This is a genomic window from Anabaena sp. CA = ATCC 33047 (assembly GCF_963870205.1).
GTDB lineage: Bacteria > Cyanobacteriota > Cyanobacteriia > Cyanobacteriales > Nostocaceae > Trichormus.
On sequence record NZ_CAWMSA010000017.1, the window covers coordinates 20,806 to 36,497 of the forward strand.

Annotated in this window: 17 protein-coding genes; 9 read left to right on the plus strand and 8 right to left on the minus strand. The window is 42.2% G+C overall.

Translation table 11 applies throughout. From position 1 onward, the window contains the following. Positions 1-506: 506 nt before the first annotated feature. The 4 genes from uvrC to AACS98_RS04360 form a co-directional block, all read right to left on the minus strand. A complete protein-coding gene (uvrC, locus tag AACS98_RS04345) occupies positions 507-2,390 on the minus strand; it encodes an excinuclease ABC subunit UvrC (protein ID WP_066376748.1) in 1,884 nt (627 codons plus the stop codon). Between the two features lie 167 nt (positions 2,391-2,557). Beyond that, on the minus strand, positions 2,558-3,337 hold the full coding sequence (locus AACS98_RS04350) for a hypothetical protein (RefSeq protein WP_066376751.1): 780 nt from the start codon (positions 3,335-3,337) through the stop codon (positions 2,558-2,560). A 28-nt stretch (positions 3,338-3,365) separates the two neighbouring features. Then, complete coding sequence (locus tag AACS98_RS04355) at positions 3,366-4,547, minus strand: M20 family metallopeptidase (protein WP_066376753.1); 1,182 nt, start codon at positions 4,545-4,547, stop codon at positions 3,366-3,368. A 185-nt stretch (positions 4,548-4,732) separates the two neighbouring features. After that, the gene (locus AACS98_RS04360; protein ID WP_066376755.1) at positions 4,733-5,326 is read right to left on the minus strand and encodes a Uma2 family endonuclease; all 594 of its coding nucleotides are present in this window, start codon (positions 5,324-5,326) and stop codon (positions 4,733-4,735) included. 293 nt (positions 5,327-5,619) lie between these two features. Here AACS98_RS04360 and AACS98_RS04365 point away from each other — a divergent pair, with 293 nt between their 5' ends. The 6 genes from AACS98_RS04365 to AACS98_RS04390 all read left to right on the plus strand — a co-directional run bounded on the left by AACS98_RS04365 (position 5,620) and on the right by AACS98_RS04390 (position 9,517). After that, a complete protein-coding gene (locus AACS98_RS04365) occupies positions 5,620-6,240 on the plus strand; it encodes a hypothetical protein (protein WP_157087489.1) in 621 nt (206 codons plus the stop codon). 139 nt (positions 6,241-6,379) lie between these two features. Beyond that, positions 6,380-6,688, plus strand: a complete 309-nt coding sequence (locus AACS98_RS04370; RefSeq protein WP_066376759.1) for a hypothetical protein — start codon at positions 6,380-6,382, stop codon at positions 6,686-6,688. A gap of 136 nt (positions 6,689-6,824) precedes the next feature. Beyond that, positions 6,825-7,175, plus strand: a complete 351-nt coding sequence (locus AACS98_RS04375; RefSeq protein ID WP_066376764.1) for a YtxH domain-containing protein — start codon at positions 6,825-6,827, stop codon at positions 7,173-7,175. A 90-nt stretch (positions 7,176-7,265) separates the two neighbouring features. Then, positions 7,266-7,754, plus strand: coding sequence for a hypothetical protein (locus AACS98_RS04380; protein WP_066376766.1), 489 nt, complete (start codon positions 7,266-7,268; stop codon positions 7,752-7,754). 195 nt (positions 7,755-7,949) lie between these two features. Beyond that, complete coding sequence (locus AACS98_RS04385) at positions 7,950-8,759, plus strand: TPM domain-containing protein (RefSeq protein WP_066376767.1); 810 nt, start codon at positions 7,950-7,952, stop codon at positions 8,757-8,759. Between the two features lie 134 nt (positions 8,760-8,893). Beyond that, the gene (locus AACS98_RS04390; RefSeq protein WP_066376769.1) at positions 8,894-9,517 is read left to right on the plus strand and encodes a precorrin-8X methylmutase; all 624 of its coding nucleotides are present in this window, start codon (positions 8,894-8,896) and stop codon (positions 9,515-9,517) included. Positions 9,518-9,588: 71 nt separating this feature from the next. On the opposite strand, the gene AACS98_RS04395 is transcribed toward AACS98_RS04390, so the two are convergent. The 3 genes from AACS98_RS04395 to psaK all read right to left on the minus strand — a co-directional run bounded on the left by AACS98_RS04395 (position 9,589) and on the right by psaK (position 11,843). Beyond that, the gene (locus tag AACS98_RS04395; protein WP_066376772.1) at positions 9,589-10,278 is read right to left on the minus strand and encodes a phosphate ABC transporter permease; all 690 of its coding nucleotides are present in this window, start codon (positions 10,276-10,278) and stop codon (positions 9,589-9,591) included. Positions 10,279-10,295: 17 nt separating this feature from the next. Then, positions 10,296-11,132, minus strand: a complete 837-nt coding sequence (gene dapB, locus AACS98_RS04400) for a 4-hydroxy-tetrahydrodipicolinate reductase (protein ID WP_066376775.1) — start codon at positions 11,130-11,132, stop codon at positions 10,296-10,298. 450 nt (positions 11,133-11,582) lie between these two features. Further along, positions 11,583-11,843: a photosystem I reaction center subunit PsaK gene (gene psaK / locus AACS98_RS04405; RefSeq protein WP_066376777.1), complete on the minus strand. Its 261-nt coding sequence runs from the start codon at positions 11,841-11,843 to the stop codon at positions 11,583-11,585. 538 nt (positions 11,844-12,381) lie between these two features. On the opposite strand from psaK, the gene AACS98_RS04410 reads away from it, so the two are divergent. Both AACS98_RS04410 and AACS98_RS04415 read left to right on the plus strand, forming a co-directional pair. Continuing rightward, positions 12,382-12,822, plus strand: a complete 441-nt coding sequence (locus AACS98_RS04410; protein WP_066376778.1) for a SufE family protein — start codon at positions 12,382-12,384, stop codon at positions 12,820-12,822. 32 nt (positions 12,823-12,854) lie between these two features. Continuing rightward, on the plus strand, positions 12,855-13,769 hold the full coding sequence (locus tag AACS98_RS04415) for an alpha/beta fold hydrolase (protein WP_066376779.1): 915 nt from the start codon (positions 12,855-12,857) through the stop codon (positions 13,767-13,769). An 80-nt stretch (positions 13,770-13,849) separates the two neighbouring features. Here AACS98_RS04415 and AACS98_RS04420 read toward each other — a convergent pair whose 3' ends face one another. Further along, positions 13,850-14,488, minus strand: coding sequence for a transaldolase family protein (locus AACS98_RS04420; protein ID WP_066376784.1), 639 nt, complete (start codon positions 14,486-14,488; stop codon positions 13,850-13,852). A 163-nt stretch (positions 14,489-14,651) separates the two neighbouring features. Here AACS98_RS04420 and AACS98_RS04425 point away from each other — a divergent pair, with 163 nt between their 5' ends. Next, entirely contained in the window at positions 14,652-15,623 is a 972-nt protein-coding gene (locus tag AACS98_RS04425) for a CobW family GTP-binding protein (RefSeq protein ID WP_066376785.1), read from the plus strand. The last annotated feature ends 69 nt before the right edge of the window (positions 15,624-15,692 follow it).

Sequence of the window (15,692 nt, forward strand, 5' to 3'; positions counted from 1 at the left end):
AATTTCTTAGAATATGACTGATCCCAATACCTAGCCCTTTGAGACAAGTTTATTAACAGTCATTTTCAAGAAACTTAAAAGCTATCTTTTTATTCAAATCTTAACAGCAGTGAATTACTGTAGCCTTGGTAACAAAAAAAGTTTTCTTAAGGTTTGGTTAATGTTTCCCAAATTCAACCCTCTGCTAAAACTGCCAAGACTATTGATTCCTAAGCTAATCAGCATTTAAGTTGCATAAAGCCAGGGTTGAAGCCCTTAATACAAGCGATTCAGTCTGGAAAAATGAATGACGATTAGCTTAGTATTGGCTAACCTAGAGATTGGTAATGGCTAGATAACTTTTGGGACTTCCAAATAAAAAACATCCAAAATGTAGGGTGCGTCAGTACGAGAAACCCTAGCTATACCAAGAAAATATTCATCCTGACGCACCCTACTAACAGTCAATTTGGATAATTTATTTTTTGGTTTTCCCTTTTCTGGAAGTATTAATCATAGACAATCTGTCAACTATCTGAAGGATGAAAATAATCGTAGATGGTTTGAGCCAACTTCGCCCCAATACCGGGAACTTCAGCGATTTGTGCGGGTGTGGCTTGTCGGAGATAGTCAACAGAACGAAAATATGCTAAAAGTTGTTTTTGGCGATGATGTCCTAAACCGGGAATTTCATCTAAGCGCGATCGCTTGAGTTTATCACTGCGTTGTTGACGATGGAAACTCACCGCAAATCTGTGCGCTTCATCCCGCAGTCTTCGCAACAACTGTACTCCGGGTTGTTCGCTATCAGTTGCTAAAGGTGTTGACTCTCCTGGTAAAAAAATCTCCTCGCGTCGCTTGGCTAAACTAACAACTCGCAACTCTTCTAATAAATTCATCTCTTGCAAAACCGCAACCACCGCCGATAATTGACCCTTACCGCCATCTATCATAATTAAATCAGGCCAGTCAGGATTATCTACTCTTGGTAATTGTGAATCTTCCGCATACTTGCGAAAGCGTCGCTGAATTACTTCCGCTAAACTGGCAAAATCATCTGAGTGTCCTGTGGTGACTGTGGGATTTTTAATCTTATAGTGACGATAATGTTGCTTGGCGGGTATTCCATCGATAAACACGACTTGAGAAGCTACAGCATTAGAACCTTGAATGTGAGAAATATCATAACCTTCGATGCGGTGGGGTAAGTCGGGTAAGTCGAGAATAGCAGCTAAATCTTGCAAAGCTTGGTTATTGCGATCGCCCAATTTTTGCATTCTTTGTAATTCATATTGGGCATTGCGTTCTACCATCTCAATTAATTCTGCCTTAATTTGACGCTGCGGAGCTAAAATTGTAACTTTTCTACCCTTGCGTTGCGTCAAAGCTGCTGCTAAAATTTCCCCATCAGGTAAATCATGCTGTACCAAAATCTCGGCGGGAATTTCCACAGAATCCGCAGTTTGATAATGTTCTTCTAATACCCGTTGTAAAATTGCGCCTGGTTCAGCTTGAGATTCCGCGATAAATGCTAAACGTCCTACTAACTGCCCGGCGCGAATCTGAAATAATTGGATACAGGCGTGTTGGGTATCAGCAGCTAGAGCGATCGCATCCCGTGAAATGGTATCATCTGGTAAAGACACCTTCTGCTGTGCGTTGAGAGAATTTAACCCCCCTATTTGATCACGAATTCGCGCCGCAGACTCAAAGTTTAACGACTCTGCGGCTTTGTGCATTTGTTCTGTTAAAATTTCGATTAGTTCCTGAGTCCGTCCTTGGAACACCATCGCAACTTTCTGCACAGTTTGACGATATTCTGCCGGTGAGATTAGCTGTTGACATACTCCCGGACAGCGACCTAAATCATAATTTAAGCAAGGACGGTCTTTAAACAATGGTTGCGGTCGTTGTCTTAACGCAAATATGCGTTTCGATAAGTGTAATATTTCTCGTAATAGACCAGAATCAGTGTAAGGGCCGTAATACTTATCTTTTTCTTTTCCTAGCTGACGTTTACGAGTGATAAATATTCGGGGATAATCTTCAGACCATGTTATACAAACATAAGGATATTTTTTATCATCTTTGAGCAGCACATTAAAATAGGGCTGGTGCTGCTTGATTAAATTAGCTTCTAAAGCCAAAGCTTCCGCTTCCGTATCGGTGACAATGAACTCAATTTCTGTCACCTGCTTAACCATTGTGGCGATACGTTCAGTTTTATTGTAGCCATCGCGGAAATAGGAACGAACACGCGATCGCAACTTACGCGACTTACCTATATATATAATGCGATCGCTCCCATCGCGCATGAAATAAACACCCGGTTCTGCGGGAATTTCCGCCAGCCGAGTTTCCAGGCGTTCTGGCTCTTTATAGAGTGGTAGAATCTGAGCAAATATTGTCACAGTTTAAATATAGGTAATTTCACAACACTTACCTATATCTATTCTAAGGAAAATCAAAAGCACAGAGGGGTGGAATATAGCCTTTTCTAGTTTAATGAGGTACAAATTCATCTGCGTTTATCTGCGTTTAATTTTGACTGACTGTACCTCATCTGAAATCGCTATATCTAGACTAAATAAATCGTATTCGGCACAATCGGAAAGAAAGCGTACTCATACCAAGCAGTCCAGATAAAACTACGAATCCAGCGATCGCGTTTTTCTGGACTTAACTCATACTCAAATGCACCACCAGAGACATCAATCGCCGATAGGTGCGAATTACAACCACAACCATGCTGATAAGTAAAACCATACTTCGAGGCGATACTCTGCACCTTCATTTGCACAGCGAACACTTTACAAGCATGAAGCATAGCATCCCAAGCACGCTTGTGAGAGATATCCCGCTTGTCAAATCTCAAAGCGCGTTCCTCAAAAATATGATCGCGATAAATTGGTGCTAAATGTACATGATAAAAACTAGCTGGGAGTTCATGACCAAACTCAGTGAACAGTTCCCAGCCAATATTTACAACTGGGATTGCATCAACAGCATCAGACCCTTCAGACTCCAAATCCTCCAAAATTGTGGCAAAATCAGGATAATTGTGAATCATGAAATCCTGAGCGTAGAACTCTAAAGTTTCTCGTCCTAATTGTCCGAATAACTGACAAAAAGCAGGTTTGAGAGGAGCGAGTTCTGGACGTTCATGAAATAAGTCAACATCACCCTGAGTTAACTTGTATAAAAACAACTGCGCCATCTCCACATAACTTTGAGGATTGGGGAGTCCAGTAGGTGCTTCTCCCTGAGCAATGTCTTGCCATATTGGAGGAAGTTGATCAACAGCAACAGCATTCTCTCCTGCTATGATGGTGACATTAGGGAATTTAAGCAGCTGCATTAGCAAATCTCCGTAGTAAGTTTGAGGCTTATTTGCGCTGAAAATACTGATAAGCAGCGTAAGCCATTGTGACAACTCCTGTGATGATAGCAGATTCATCCACTTCAAATTCTGGATGATGTAACGGATGATTAATAATCCGGTCTGGGTAGCCGACACCCAAGCGGAACATAGCACCGGGAACGTGTTCTAAATACAAAGAAAAATCTTCCGCACCGAGAGACGGTTCTGGTAAAACTTGCACGCGATCGCTACTCCAAGCTTCCTCACCTGCGGATTGGAATAATTGCGTCAGTGCATAGTCATTATTGACACCGGGGACACCTTGGTGATAGTTTACTTGATAACCAGCACCATAAGAATGACAGACATTAGCGACAATTTTCTCAATCCAGTTCGGTAGTTGAGTGCGGGTTTCCGGGTGGAGCGATCGCACCGTTCCTAACAACTGTACCTTATCAGCAATCACATTAGCCGCCCTACCACCGTTAATCTTCCCAATACTCAACACCACCGGACGCAGAGGGTTTTGAGTGCGACTAATAGCTTGTTGCAAAGCAGTAACCACCTGTGCAGCAATCCAAATAGCATCAACCGCTTCATGGGGACGCGCACCATGTCCAGATTCCCCAAAAATCAAAATTTCCAAATCATCAGCCGCAGCAGTCAAAGCACCGTAACGCACACCAATAGAACCAGCCGGAATAGAAGGGAAAACATGAACCCCCAAAATCGCCGAGACATTCTGCATCACACCATCGTTAATCATCCAATGTGCGCCTTGGGCGATTTCCTCAGCAGGTTGGAACAAAAACCGCACATTTCCGCCCAAATCCTCAGCAACTTGAGCAAGTATCATAGCTGTTCCCAAACCCACAGTCGTGTGGACATCATGACCGCAAGCGTGCATAACCCCTTCTACCTTAGAAGCATAATCCAACCCAGAGCATTCTTGAATCGGTAAAGCATCCATATCAGTGCGAATTGCCAAAAAATGCTCATCCTGAGTAGAACCTTTAACTTCGCCCACAACACCCGTTTTGCCAACACCCTCTTGTACACGCAAACCACTAGAAGACAAAACACCAGCCACAAAGGCAGCAGTTTGATATTCTTGACCGCTAAGTTCCGGGTGAGAATGGATATGACGACGAATCTCAATCAGACGGGGTGCTAGTTTTGCGGCTAAGTCTTTGATACGGGTCAGCATTGCTTAATATTAATGTATAGGCTTTTTTCCATGATAAGTGGGTAGTCAGAAGAAGGAAGTAGAGGTTGAGCAATACTAAACCCTCTCAATTCTCTTAACCTTTGCGCCTACTCTGCGAGAAGCCGCTTTGCGCCTTTGCGCCTTTGCGCGAGAATTCCTAAACTCACTCACCAAAGCCGAAAACCCTATGGATTAATAATCAAACTTAAATCCAGAACAAACCCAGGTAAAACATCTTCCCCAGAAACTTGCGGAGGTTGTTCAAAAGAGAAATTAATCGTTTCCACCGCCACACCAGGGCGATAAATTTCCACCAACGGCGTGTAAGGATCTAACAACCAACCCAAACGCGCCCCATTATCCCGATACTCCTGCATTTTAACCCGTAAAGCCTTTAAAGAATCGGTTTCAGAACGCAGTTCAATCACAAAATCAGGACACAGTGGCGGAAAACGCCGCCTTTGTTCAGCCGTCAAAGCTTCCCACCGTTCCAACTTCACCCAAGCCGCATCCGGGGAACGAAAAGCACCATTAGGTAAGCGAAACTCAGTAGAGGAGTCAAACACTTTTCCTAGATTGACTTGTTCATTCCAATTGTAAAGTTTAGCCGTTAAACCAGAATTTCTAATGCCGCTTTCGCCGCCAGTAGGTGGCATAATAATTAACTCTCCTTCTGCGGTAAGTTCGATGCGCCATTTGTCATTGGCGATGCAAAGTTGATAAAACTGCTCATCGGTTAAACCTACGGCTGGTGGTATGTGGAGGGTGACAGTTTCCATAAGTATTTTGCCAATAGGGTTTATTTTATTATTGCTTACCCCTCCGATTTGAGCGTTCAGCGTTCGCGTAGCATCTCGCACAGAAGGCTTAAGCTTCTGGAGGAAGACGCTACGCGAACGGCTATCACAGAAATTTACACTCTACTGAATTTTAAATATTTATGTCTTAAGCAATACAATTCTTCTGTAAAAGGTGATATTATATGCAGCTAATATCAAGTTAAAAAGAAATTAGTTAATTCATCAATACAGATGCCATGAAAAGATGTTTTGATCAATGTATAGCTTTTTGTGTGACAACAGTTTCTACTGCAATGGTTACTACTGCTATTAGTGTAAGCAGTATGTTGCCAGCAGATGCGGAAACCTTTCTTATACAAGGATTATTCAATGACAATCAACCATTTTCAGGCTCTTTTGTAACTGATCAAGATGGCGTGCTGGTAAATTATGAAATTAATGTTGGTAGCTCTATAATTCCCACACCATATGGTGATGTGACTCTCGATCCTGTAACTTATAATCCAACTTTTTGTGATCAGTACGCAAACTATGACGGCTATTGTGGCATTGATGGAATGATTGATAATTCTACATCCTTAAAGCTGATTTCTTATTGGGGAAGTGGAAGTAATTATTTTTCAAGAGATTTTACTTTGAATTTCTTGAACAGTTTACCTACATACAACAACACAATTAATGGTAATGCTTTTGAGTCCTTTTTCTGTTCGAGATGCGGTGGAAATGTAGAAACAGGTTTTGAAAGAAGCGGAACTGGAACTATATCTGCTGTCCCTGAACCATCAATCAATTTGGCTGTATTGACTACTGGTATTTTAGGAACAACAATAATATCTAAAAGACGAAAATATTGGCGAAATAAGCAACAGCAAACTGAGAAATTCAGTAACTAAGCACAAATAAACCGAACTATTTGACATCCTCCCCCGTTTTCTATGGGGGAGGATGTCAATTTTCTCCAACAGTTATGATCACAATAGAGCCAGGTTAAGCACAGATATAATTCTTCAGTGACATTGGTGCAGGTCAAAAATGGTAACAGTTGTTGTGATAATTAATACCCTAATCTCAATCATGCTGCTGTGCTTGGCTGGGGTGCTGTGGCAATTGAAACGAAAAATTGCATTTATAGGCGATCGCCTGACTGCCTATGAACGCTGTAGCCATGCTTTACTACATAAAGCACCAGAAAATATCTATCTTGGACAGCAGAACCTTCAGAACTTGCGCCAAAGTAACCAAGCACTACAATTACAAATTCAACAAGTACGGCAAATTATCAGCATCCTGTTACTAGGACAGCGTACTTGGCGGCGTTATGCTCGTAAACAGAGATCATAAATATCCACAAACTAAAGCAACATTCCTCACTGCTATATTGTCACCATAAATTAACTCGCTAAAATCAATTCAGACTTGCCAGCTTGCAAGGAGAGCAAACCCACCTACAATGGGTTAAAGGAGAGAAACAATAAAGATGTCTAATAACCGTTCTGGAATATTTATTGGCGGTTTAATGCTAGGAACTGCCATTGGTGCTTTAGCAGGATTACTGGCAGCACCACGCACAGGGCGCGAAACCCGTAAACTTTTGAAAAAATCCGCCGATGCTATCCCAGAATTGGCGGAAGATTTATCAACAAGTGTACAAATTCAAGCAGACCGTCTTTCTGCTAGTGCCTTGCGAAATTGGGATGAAACTTTAGATAGACTGCGGGAAGCGATCGCAGCTGGTGTAGATGCTAGTCAGCGAGAAAGCCAAGTCTTGAAAAAGCAAAAAACAACCCCAGACTCAGACACACTTCCCCAAGAATTAGAACAATCATAAATCTGGTGACATAGCATATAAATTGCATACAGTCAAGGGTTTATGTGTAATTTTTAATGTTTATATTTTAAACTTGAATTGTTGATAACCGTGGTTGACCCCCTGTTTTGGTTGGGATTCTCGATACTGTTAGTTGCTGCCAGTCTGACAGCCGTGTTGGTAGCAGCCATACCAGCTGTGCAGGAGTTAGCGAGGGCTGCTCGCAGTGCCGAAAAATTATTTGATACGCTCTCACGAGAATTACCTCCCACCTTAGAAGCCATCCGCAGCACAGGCGTAGAAATTACAGACTTAACCGATGATGTGAGTGAAGGAGTCAAAAGCGTCGGACAGGTTGTTAAACAAGTTGATCAAAGTCTAGATACTGCGAAAAAACAAGCGCAAAATGTGCAAATAGGTACACGCAGCATTGTTGTAGGCGTAAAAGCCGCATGGAAAAGCTTTACCCGTCAAAAACCCACAAGGCGAACAGTTGTTGAGCGTCTACAAATGACTGAACAAGCTCCACTCACATCACGCGACAGAGAAACATTTAAGTCAGAAAATCGCCGCACCAAAACAGAAGCCTATCGTGATTAGAGGATGAGGGAGCGCAGGAGAAAGAACTTTTACCGAGTCCCTTCCAGTCCCTAATCCCCAATCCCTTCCTAAGAACCTTTGCTTTCACACCTAAGATTAGAGTAAAGTAAACAAGTGTAACGAAGTCTCACTTTTTCCGTAGTCTTTTAAAGCAACTTGTTCACATCTACTGTTTATATTTGTATAAAAACGTCCATGCAGTCTTGTTTTTGGCGCAAAATCTTAGTATCTATTACAGTATTTTTCTTGGCTGGGTCACTGTGGCTGATGAATCCTTCCTCAGCACTGGCTTATGACAATCCCGAATTGTTACCTGATTATTTCACCCCGATTGTGGACTTAGCTAAGGCTCTCCCAGACCCCCAGGAAGAAAAGCTAATTGAGGAAATTAACCAATTTGAAGCGGATACTGGTTGGAAACTGCGGGTATTGACTCAGTATGACCGTACCCCAGGTAGAGCAGTCATCAATTATTGGGGTTTGGATGACAAAAGTATACTCTTGGTTGCTGATTCCCGTGGTGGCAACATCCTCAGCTTTAGCGTTGGTGATGCGGTTTACGAACTTTTACCCCGGACTTTCTGGATAGAATTACAAACTCGCTTTGGTAATTTATATTTTGTACGTGAACAAGGGGAAGACCAAGCGATTTTACAAGCTTTAGGTTCTGTGAAGGGCTGTTTACTCAAGGGTGGTTGCACCGTCGTTCCGGGTTTACCTAGAGAACAATGGATTTTAACATTAATTACCTCTATCATTGGGGGGATTATTTGTGGATTTGCAGCGCAACCCCGCACTGAAGAACAAGTTGTAGCTTGGCAATGGGCGTTAATTTTCTCGCCTTTGTGGGGAATTTTGTTCATCGCCTTCGGAATTGGGCCAGTAGTGACACGTACCAGTGATTGGTTGCCTTTAGTGCGTAACATTTCCGGTTTTCTCATCGGTGCTTTGGTTGCTTACCTGTCACCTGTGTTTAGTCGTCCTTCTTCTAGTGCGAATTCTTGATTGGGGACTGGGGATTGGGGATTGGGGACTGGGTGAAAATTCTTCTTCCTCCGCTTCCTCTGCTTCCTCCACTTCTTCCTCATAGTTCGCACCAGCTGTTAAGCTGAAAGCTAGTTTTTCAGCACTGAATAGCAATGGAATGGCACGTAACTGATGCTCAAAGTTTAGCAATTATTGATAGGGAGATTGGCGATCATGTCCTCTCGCCCGCAGAGTATGAGATTGTGCGGCGGGTAATTTATGCTACGGCTGACTTTGAGTATAAGTATTTAATTCGGTTTTCTGAGCGTGCATTACAATCTGGTGCAGCAGCATTGGCGGCACGTACTACTATTGTGGTAGATGTGCCGATGGTGCAATCAGGTATTGCCTACGCTGTTCAAAATACTTTTGCTAATGCAGTGTATTGCAGCACGGAAACGATCACCCGTCCCCAAACCGAAAAGACTCGTGCAGCTTGGGGAATCGAAACTCTCGCCAAGCGTTACCCAGAGGGGATTTTTATAGTAGGTCAAGCACAAACCGCATTAACAACTCTGGTAAATTTAATCGAAGCAGAAGAAATTCATCCGGCTTTAATCATTGCTACACCTGTGCTATTCTTCGATGAGGATGATGCTAAAATCCGCTTGCAAGATTCCCTCGTGCCTAATATTACAATTGATACCCGTAAAGGTAATGCAGTTGTAGCAGCTGCGATCGCTGACGGTTTGATAGACTTAGCATGGCAAGCTTACGGGCTGAATAAGCGGGTGTAGGGGTGTAGGGGGCAGGGAACAGGGGGAGAAGACTGTTACCCAGTCAACTATCAACCATCAACTATCAACAGCTATTCTTCAATTCTGCGGCGGCGAGGTCTTTCTTGTCTTGTTTGTCGGGCTTCGCGTAGACGGTTACTCACTTCATCAAAAAAATCTCGTCTAATATAAGGGTAATCACTCACCCAGATATCACGACTGGGAATATAGACATCACTAAAGTCATCAATGCTGCTCAAATCTGGGCGATTTGACATGACAATCATTTCAGCTATTTGACCACGGGCAATTGCTTTATGAAAAGGACGCAGTGGTGCTTCTAGTTCCACTGTAAATCCTGTATTGTCGCCAACTTCGATGTTAATGCGTTTCTCCCGGTTCTCGACAATGACTAATTCGCCTTTACTGTTGACGGTTTCTTGTTTGCCAATTAACTTGTCTGTAATCCACCAATCCAAAATTCGACCACGGAAAAAGCCACTGTATTTGTAACGGCGACATTTGGCGTTGCGTATACTCGCCTGGAAAATTGGATACCACCACCAAAATAGTGCGGCGATGATTCCCAGGAAAAATAATATGGGGTTAGACGCTAACCGAAATACTACTTTTACCAGCAGAATTACAGCTACGATGACTACAGAAATTAATAGACGTTGCAAAAAATTAGAAAACTTCCCCCAATAATACTTGTACTGTGGGCCAGTGGCAATTAGGGGAATGATTTGTTCAAATTTCTGACGAGTCAGTGGCACTAACATGAGTGAGAATTGGTAATTTAGAGAATTTTTTCTAAACCATATACTAATGACTTTAACTGCAATACTTTGCGAATTGCTAGTAATACTCCTGGCATATAACAGGCGCGATCGCTCGTATCATGGCGTAAAGTATAAATTTGTCCCGGTGCGCCAAAAATCACTTCTTGATGGGCTATCAGTCCCGGCAAGCGTACACTATGTATTCTAATACCTTCTTGGGCTAAACTGCCTCTAGCTCCCGGTATTTTCTCCGTTTCTTCCACAACGGCAGGGTTAAAAGTTTTACCCATCTCTGCGAGTAATTGCGCGGTTTGAATGGCAGTACCGCTAGGCGCGTCAGCTTTTTGGTTATGGTGCAGTTCGATAATTTCTACATGATCAAAATATTGAGACGCTGTAATAGCGGCTTGTTGTAGTAGCACCACCCCAATAGAGAAGTTAGGAATAATTAAACAACCAGTGCTGGCTTTTTCGGCAAAGTCTGCCAATTCTTGAATTTGTTCTGGACTTAACCCGGTAGTACCCACTACAGGACGAATTCCATAGGCGATCGCACTGCGAACATTATCATAAACTGAATCAGGATGCGTAAAGTCTACAATCACCCCTGGCGGCCCTTGTCTTTCTCCAGCCACATACCCTAACATCGGTTCTAATTGGTCTGTAATCGGAACTTCTAACGGTTCTCCTAAACCCGCCAGTTCCCCAGCATCTTTACCTTGATGTTCTGGGCTGCGGTCAATTGCACCCATTAAATTTAAGTCTGGTGCTTGTGCTACCGCTTTCACCACTTCGCGACCCATTTTACCAGCCGCACCATTCACAATCACAGGTATAGGAGCTTGATTCGTCATAATTAAACAGCCCAATTCGCCAAATATTAGACAATTTATCTTACCAAGCCGTGGTTCTCTTACTGCTACATCTTACCGGAATTTTCCCAACCCAGGGTTAGTTCCTCTGCGGGTTTAGCCTACTATTACAGCTTACTTGCTCCTAGATGTCCTATACAGTTAATGTTGTTTAATACACAGTGAAAGTGAGTATTAACTATTTATTTTTTACCCGAATATATTCCTGTGATATTCATCAGAAAAATTTTCTGGTTATTTTTGGATTGAAAATCTTTTTACAGGTTTTAAAATTCAATAAAAAAAACCAGAGAGTAGATTCTCTGGTTGATAGATACAGACACAACAATCAATAATGAGATTATTTACTTTAGCATGGTGTAAGTAGAGATACCATCTGGAATCGGGCAAAATCTGCGGTTTTTTTCGCTGTTTATTTTCTACCTGTTGATACTAAAATCTACCCAGGTTATGCAGTCCTAAAATAATACCTGCTCCTAGTACATGACCAAAAGCTGTAGTTGCTAATAAGCCGGGTACACCAAAGCCACCGAAGAAATTGGCAGATGGTAAAGCTGGCTCGGAACTGGGATACTTAATAGTGAATTTGCCAAAAGCAATAGCAAAGATATTGGCAATAATCATGATAATCCCAATTGTGGGACTCCATTCCAGGGGTGTGGTTGCCGCAGCGAGTAAGGTTGAAGTTAACACCTGAATTAAGCTCCTGAAATTTATTCATTCATTGCAATATCATCTGCAATATCCCGCAATAAATTCAAGAGAATTTCCCATTTTGCAGCATTATTTAACATTCTTTTTCAATCCTTAATACAATGGGGGAAATTAACTCAGTCGTGAGGTTTGTTTGGGGCGTAAAAACACGATTTGATATCACATATTTGAGATGAATTGTGTTTTTGTAATTACATAGTTATAAATCTTAATAAGTAAAATAGATAAGACTTACGCAAGTGAATGTCTTGTAGGGTGCGTCAGAATGTTTAAATGCTGTCAATAAACGTATTTTTGATATCTGACGCACCCTACTAATATGCTTGATGTGGCTGGCGTGGCGTAGCCATAGATGCACCAAATCAATAATGTAGAGACGTTGCATGCAACGTCTCTACATGAATAAAACATTACGCCTAAACCCCACTCCCTACACCCGGCATTGATTGAAAGATAGGCGATCGCTCTCCAGATAATCTAAACTCAAAGGAAGACCGATTTATTCTCAACTGCTGCTATGTCTTCAACTTTAGACTCTTTACCACCTGCACTAGCTAAAATTGTTCAGCGTTTTCAACGGGCGACAGACCAAAGAAGACGTACTGAACAGTTAATTGCCTACGGTAACAAACTCAAGGATTTTCCTGAAGCTGACAAAGTACCGGAAAATAAAGTTCCTGGCTGTGTTTCTCAGGTTTACATCACTGCGTCGCTTGATGATGGTAAGGTGGTTTACCAGGCTGACTCGGATGCTTTCATCAGTAAAGGTATGGTTGGTCTGTTGATTGAAGGCTTAAATGGACTAACTCCCACAGAAATTTTAGAACTGACACCAGATTTCATTCAAGCTACTGGTTTAAATGTGAGTCTCACCCCTTCCCGCGCTAATGGTTTTTATAACATTTTTAAAACAATGCAAAAAAAAGCGTTGGAATGTAAGTTAGACCTGCCAAACTAAAAGTATTGTGTACACACCACATATTTAGTGCGATGTCTACCAGTTTATTATCACCCTCTGACACTACTGGATTTGGTGGAATAGTTAAAGAATATGCTTGGCAATGGCAAAACCAACCATTGCGCGTTGTTTATGAAACTCTGGGCAATGGTTCACCCATATTACTGTTGCCAGCTTTTAGCAGCGTTTCCACCCGTGCAGAAATGGCACAATTAGCCAAACTACTATCTCCCCATTTTCAAGTAGTGGCTGTAGACTGGCCAGGATTTGGGCAATCTTCACGCCCTAGTTTAGATTACCGACCAGAAATTTATCAGCAATTTTTGGCGGATTTCGTGCAAGCTGTGTTTACTACCCCGATAATTGTCATAGCGGCTGGTCATGCTAGTAGTTATGTGTTGCAATTAGCGCATCAACAGCCAGATACTTTTTCCAAAATTGTTTTAGTTGCACCGACTTGGCGCGGCCCTTTACCGACAATGGGGGCAAATCCACAAGTAGGTGGTATAGTTAGGGGATTGGTGCGATCGCCTATTTTGGGTCAAATCCTCTACAAACTTAACACCACACCCTCATTCTTAAGATTTATGTATCGTCGCCATGTCTTTGTCGATACAGCAAAGCTTACACCCAATTTCATCGCCCAAAAATGGCAAACAACCCAAAAACCAGGGGCTAGATTTGCTTCTGCGGCTTTTGTCACAGGAAATATTGACGCAGTACACAATCAATCAGATTTTCTCGCCTTGGTAGAGTCTTTAACTGTTCCCCTGATGGTAATCATAGGAGAATCTAGCCCCCCCAAATCCCGCACCGAAATGCAGACTGTCGCCGCACTTCCAAAAGTGAGTAGCGTTGTACTTCCCGGTTCTTTGGGAATGCACGAGGAATACCCACAAGAAGTGTTTGCAGCAATTGACGATTTTCTGCACACGCCACAAAATTAGATCCTTGCATCGTCAACTTGGGAGAAATTAATGCACAGATGCACATTCAATTGTCACTGTGCATCTTTGTTCATTGGGGGTTATATTGTCAAACCAATTCCGCCAGCAGCAAAATCAGCAACGGTTTTCTGAGAAAATTCATGAGTAGCGATCGCTTGCAACATTGCCAATGGTAAAGTCAGATGATGCGCCCCAGCTTGTAACGATGCTCCTGCTTCTTCTGGTGATTTGATACTAGCTGCCAATATTTCTACATCACTACCTTTAAGGATACTGGCCATGTCTCGCACTAAAGCAATACCATCACCTAACAAACGTGTGGCACGATTAACATAGGCTATAGCAATTTTCGCCCCCGCTTCCTTTGCCACCGCAGCCTGTGCGGGGCTATAAATACCTGTGACAGAACAGGTAATTTCTGGTGAGAGAGTCGCCACAACTTCAAAACCTAGAGGTGTGGCGGGAATTTTCAAGATTGTTTGTGAACCAATAATTTCAAATGCTTTTCTGCCTTCTGCTACCATGCCTTGTTTATCTGCGCTCAATAGTTGGTAGTATAATGGCCCCGAAGTCAAAGCCACCAATGTTTTTAGGGTGGTTTCCGGTGGGGTTTCTGCTTGTGCTAATAAGGTAGGATTAGTGGTAATACCTTTCACCCAACCCCAATGTTGAACAATTTCCGCTTCGGATGCGATCGCTGAATCTAAATAAAGTGCCATAATCAACCTTGATCAACTCACCCTCAAATTTTATGGCGATTGGACAGTTTCCTGTAATGGCGAGGGGTTAATTTGTCACCCGTCACCCAGTACACAGAAAAAGATAAAAAGACTTATCATAGGTGATAATGATTATCCATAAGGTGAGATAAGAGGCTTTAATATGGTGGCTGACGTAATCTCAGATTCAGTTCCCGTTACTGTTTTGACTGGCTATTTAGGAGCAGGGAAAACAACTCTACTCAATCACATCCTCACCTACGAACACGGTAAAAAAGTGGCTGTGATCGTCAATGAATTTGGGGAAGTAGGCATTGATAATCAATTAGTTATTGATGCCGATGAAGAAATATTTGAAATGAATAATGGCTGTATTTGTTGTACAGTTAGAGGTGACTTAATTCGCATCATCGGTAATTTGATGAAGCGGCGTGATAAGTTTGACCATTTAGTGATAGAAACAACTGGATTAGCTGACCCTGCGCCAGTAATTCAAACATTCTTCGTTGATGAAGATATGCAAAGTCAACTGTCTTTAGATGCTGTGGTGACAGTAGTTGATGCCAAGCATATCTGGCAGCATTGGGAAGCAGACGAAGCCCAAGAACAGATTGCGTTTGCCGATGTCATTTTACTAAATAAAACAGATTTAGTTACACCTGAAGAATTAGAAGAATTAGAAAAACGAATTCGGTCAATGAATGCGATGGCGAAAATCTACCGCACTCGTAACTCAGAATTATCAATGGATGCTTTATTAGGTGTGAAAGCCTTTGATTTAGACCGCGCTTTAGAAATTGATCCAGATTTCTTGGGTGAAGATGCCCACGAACATGATGATAGTGTTTTTTCTGTGGCGTTAGTAGAAGAAGGCGCAATTGATGGGGAAAAATTAAACGCTTGGCTAGGGGAATTATTGCGGACTCAAGGAACTGATATCTTCCGCATGAAAGGAATATTAAATATTGCTGGCGAAGATAATAGATTTGTCTTTCAAGGTGTACACATGATTTTTGATGGTAGACCTGATAGACCTTGGAAAGCTACCGAAAAGCGGAAAAATGAACTGGTTTTCATCGGTCGTAATCTTGATGAAGCCCAATTGAAACAAGATTTTCGTGCTTGTATAGCTTAATTTAGGGACTGGGGACAAATCAATTCAAAATTCGTCTTGAAAAGTTTCCTACGGCGGGAAACCCGCCTA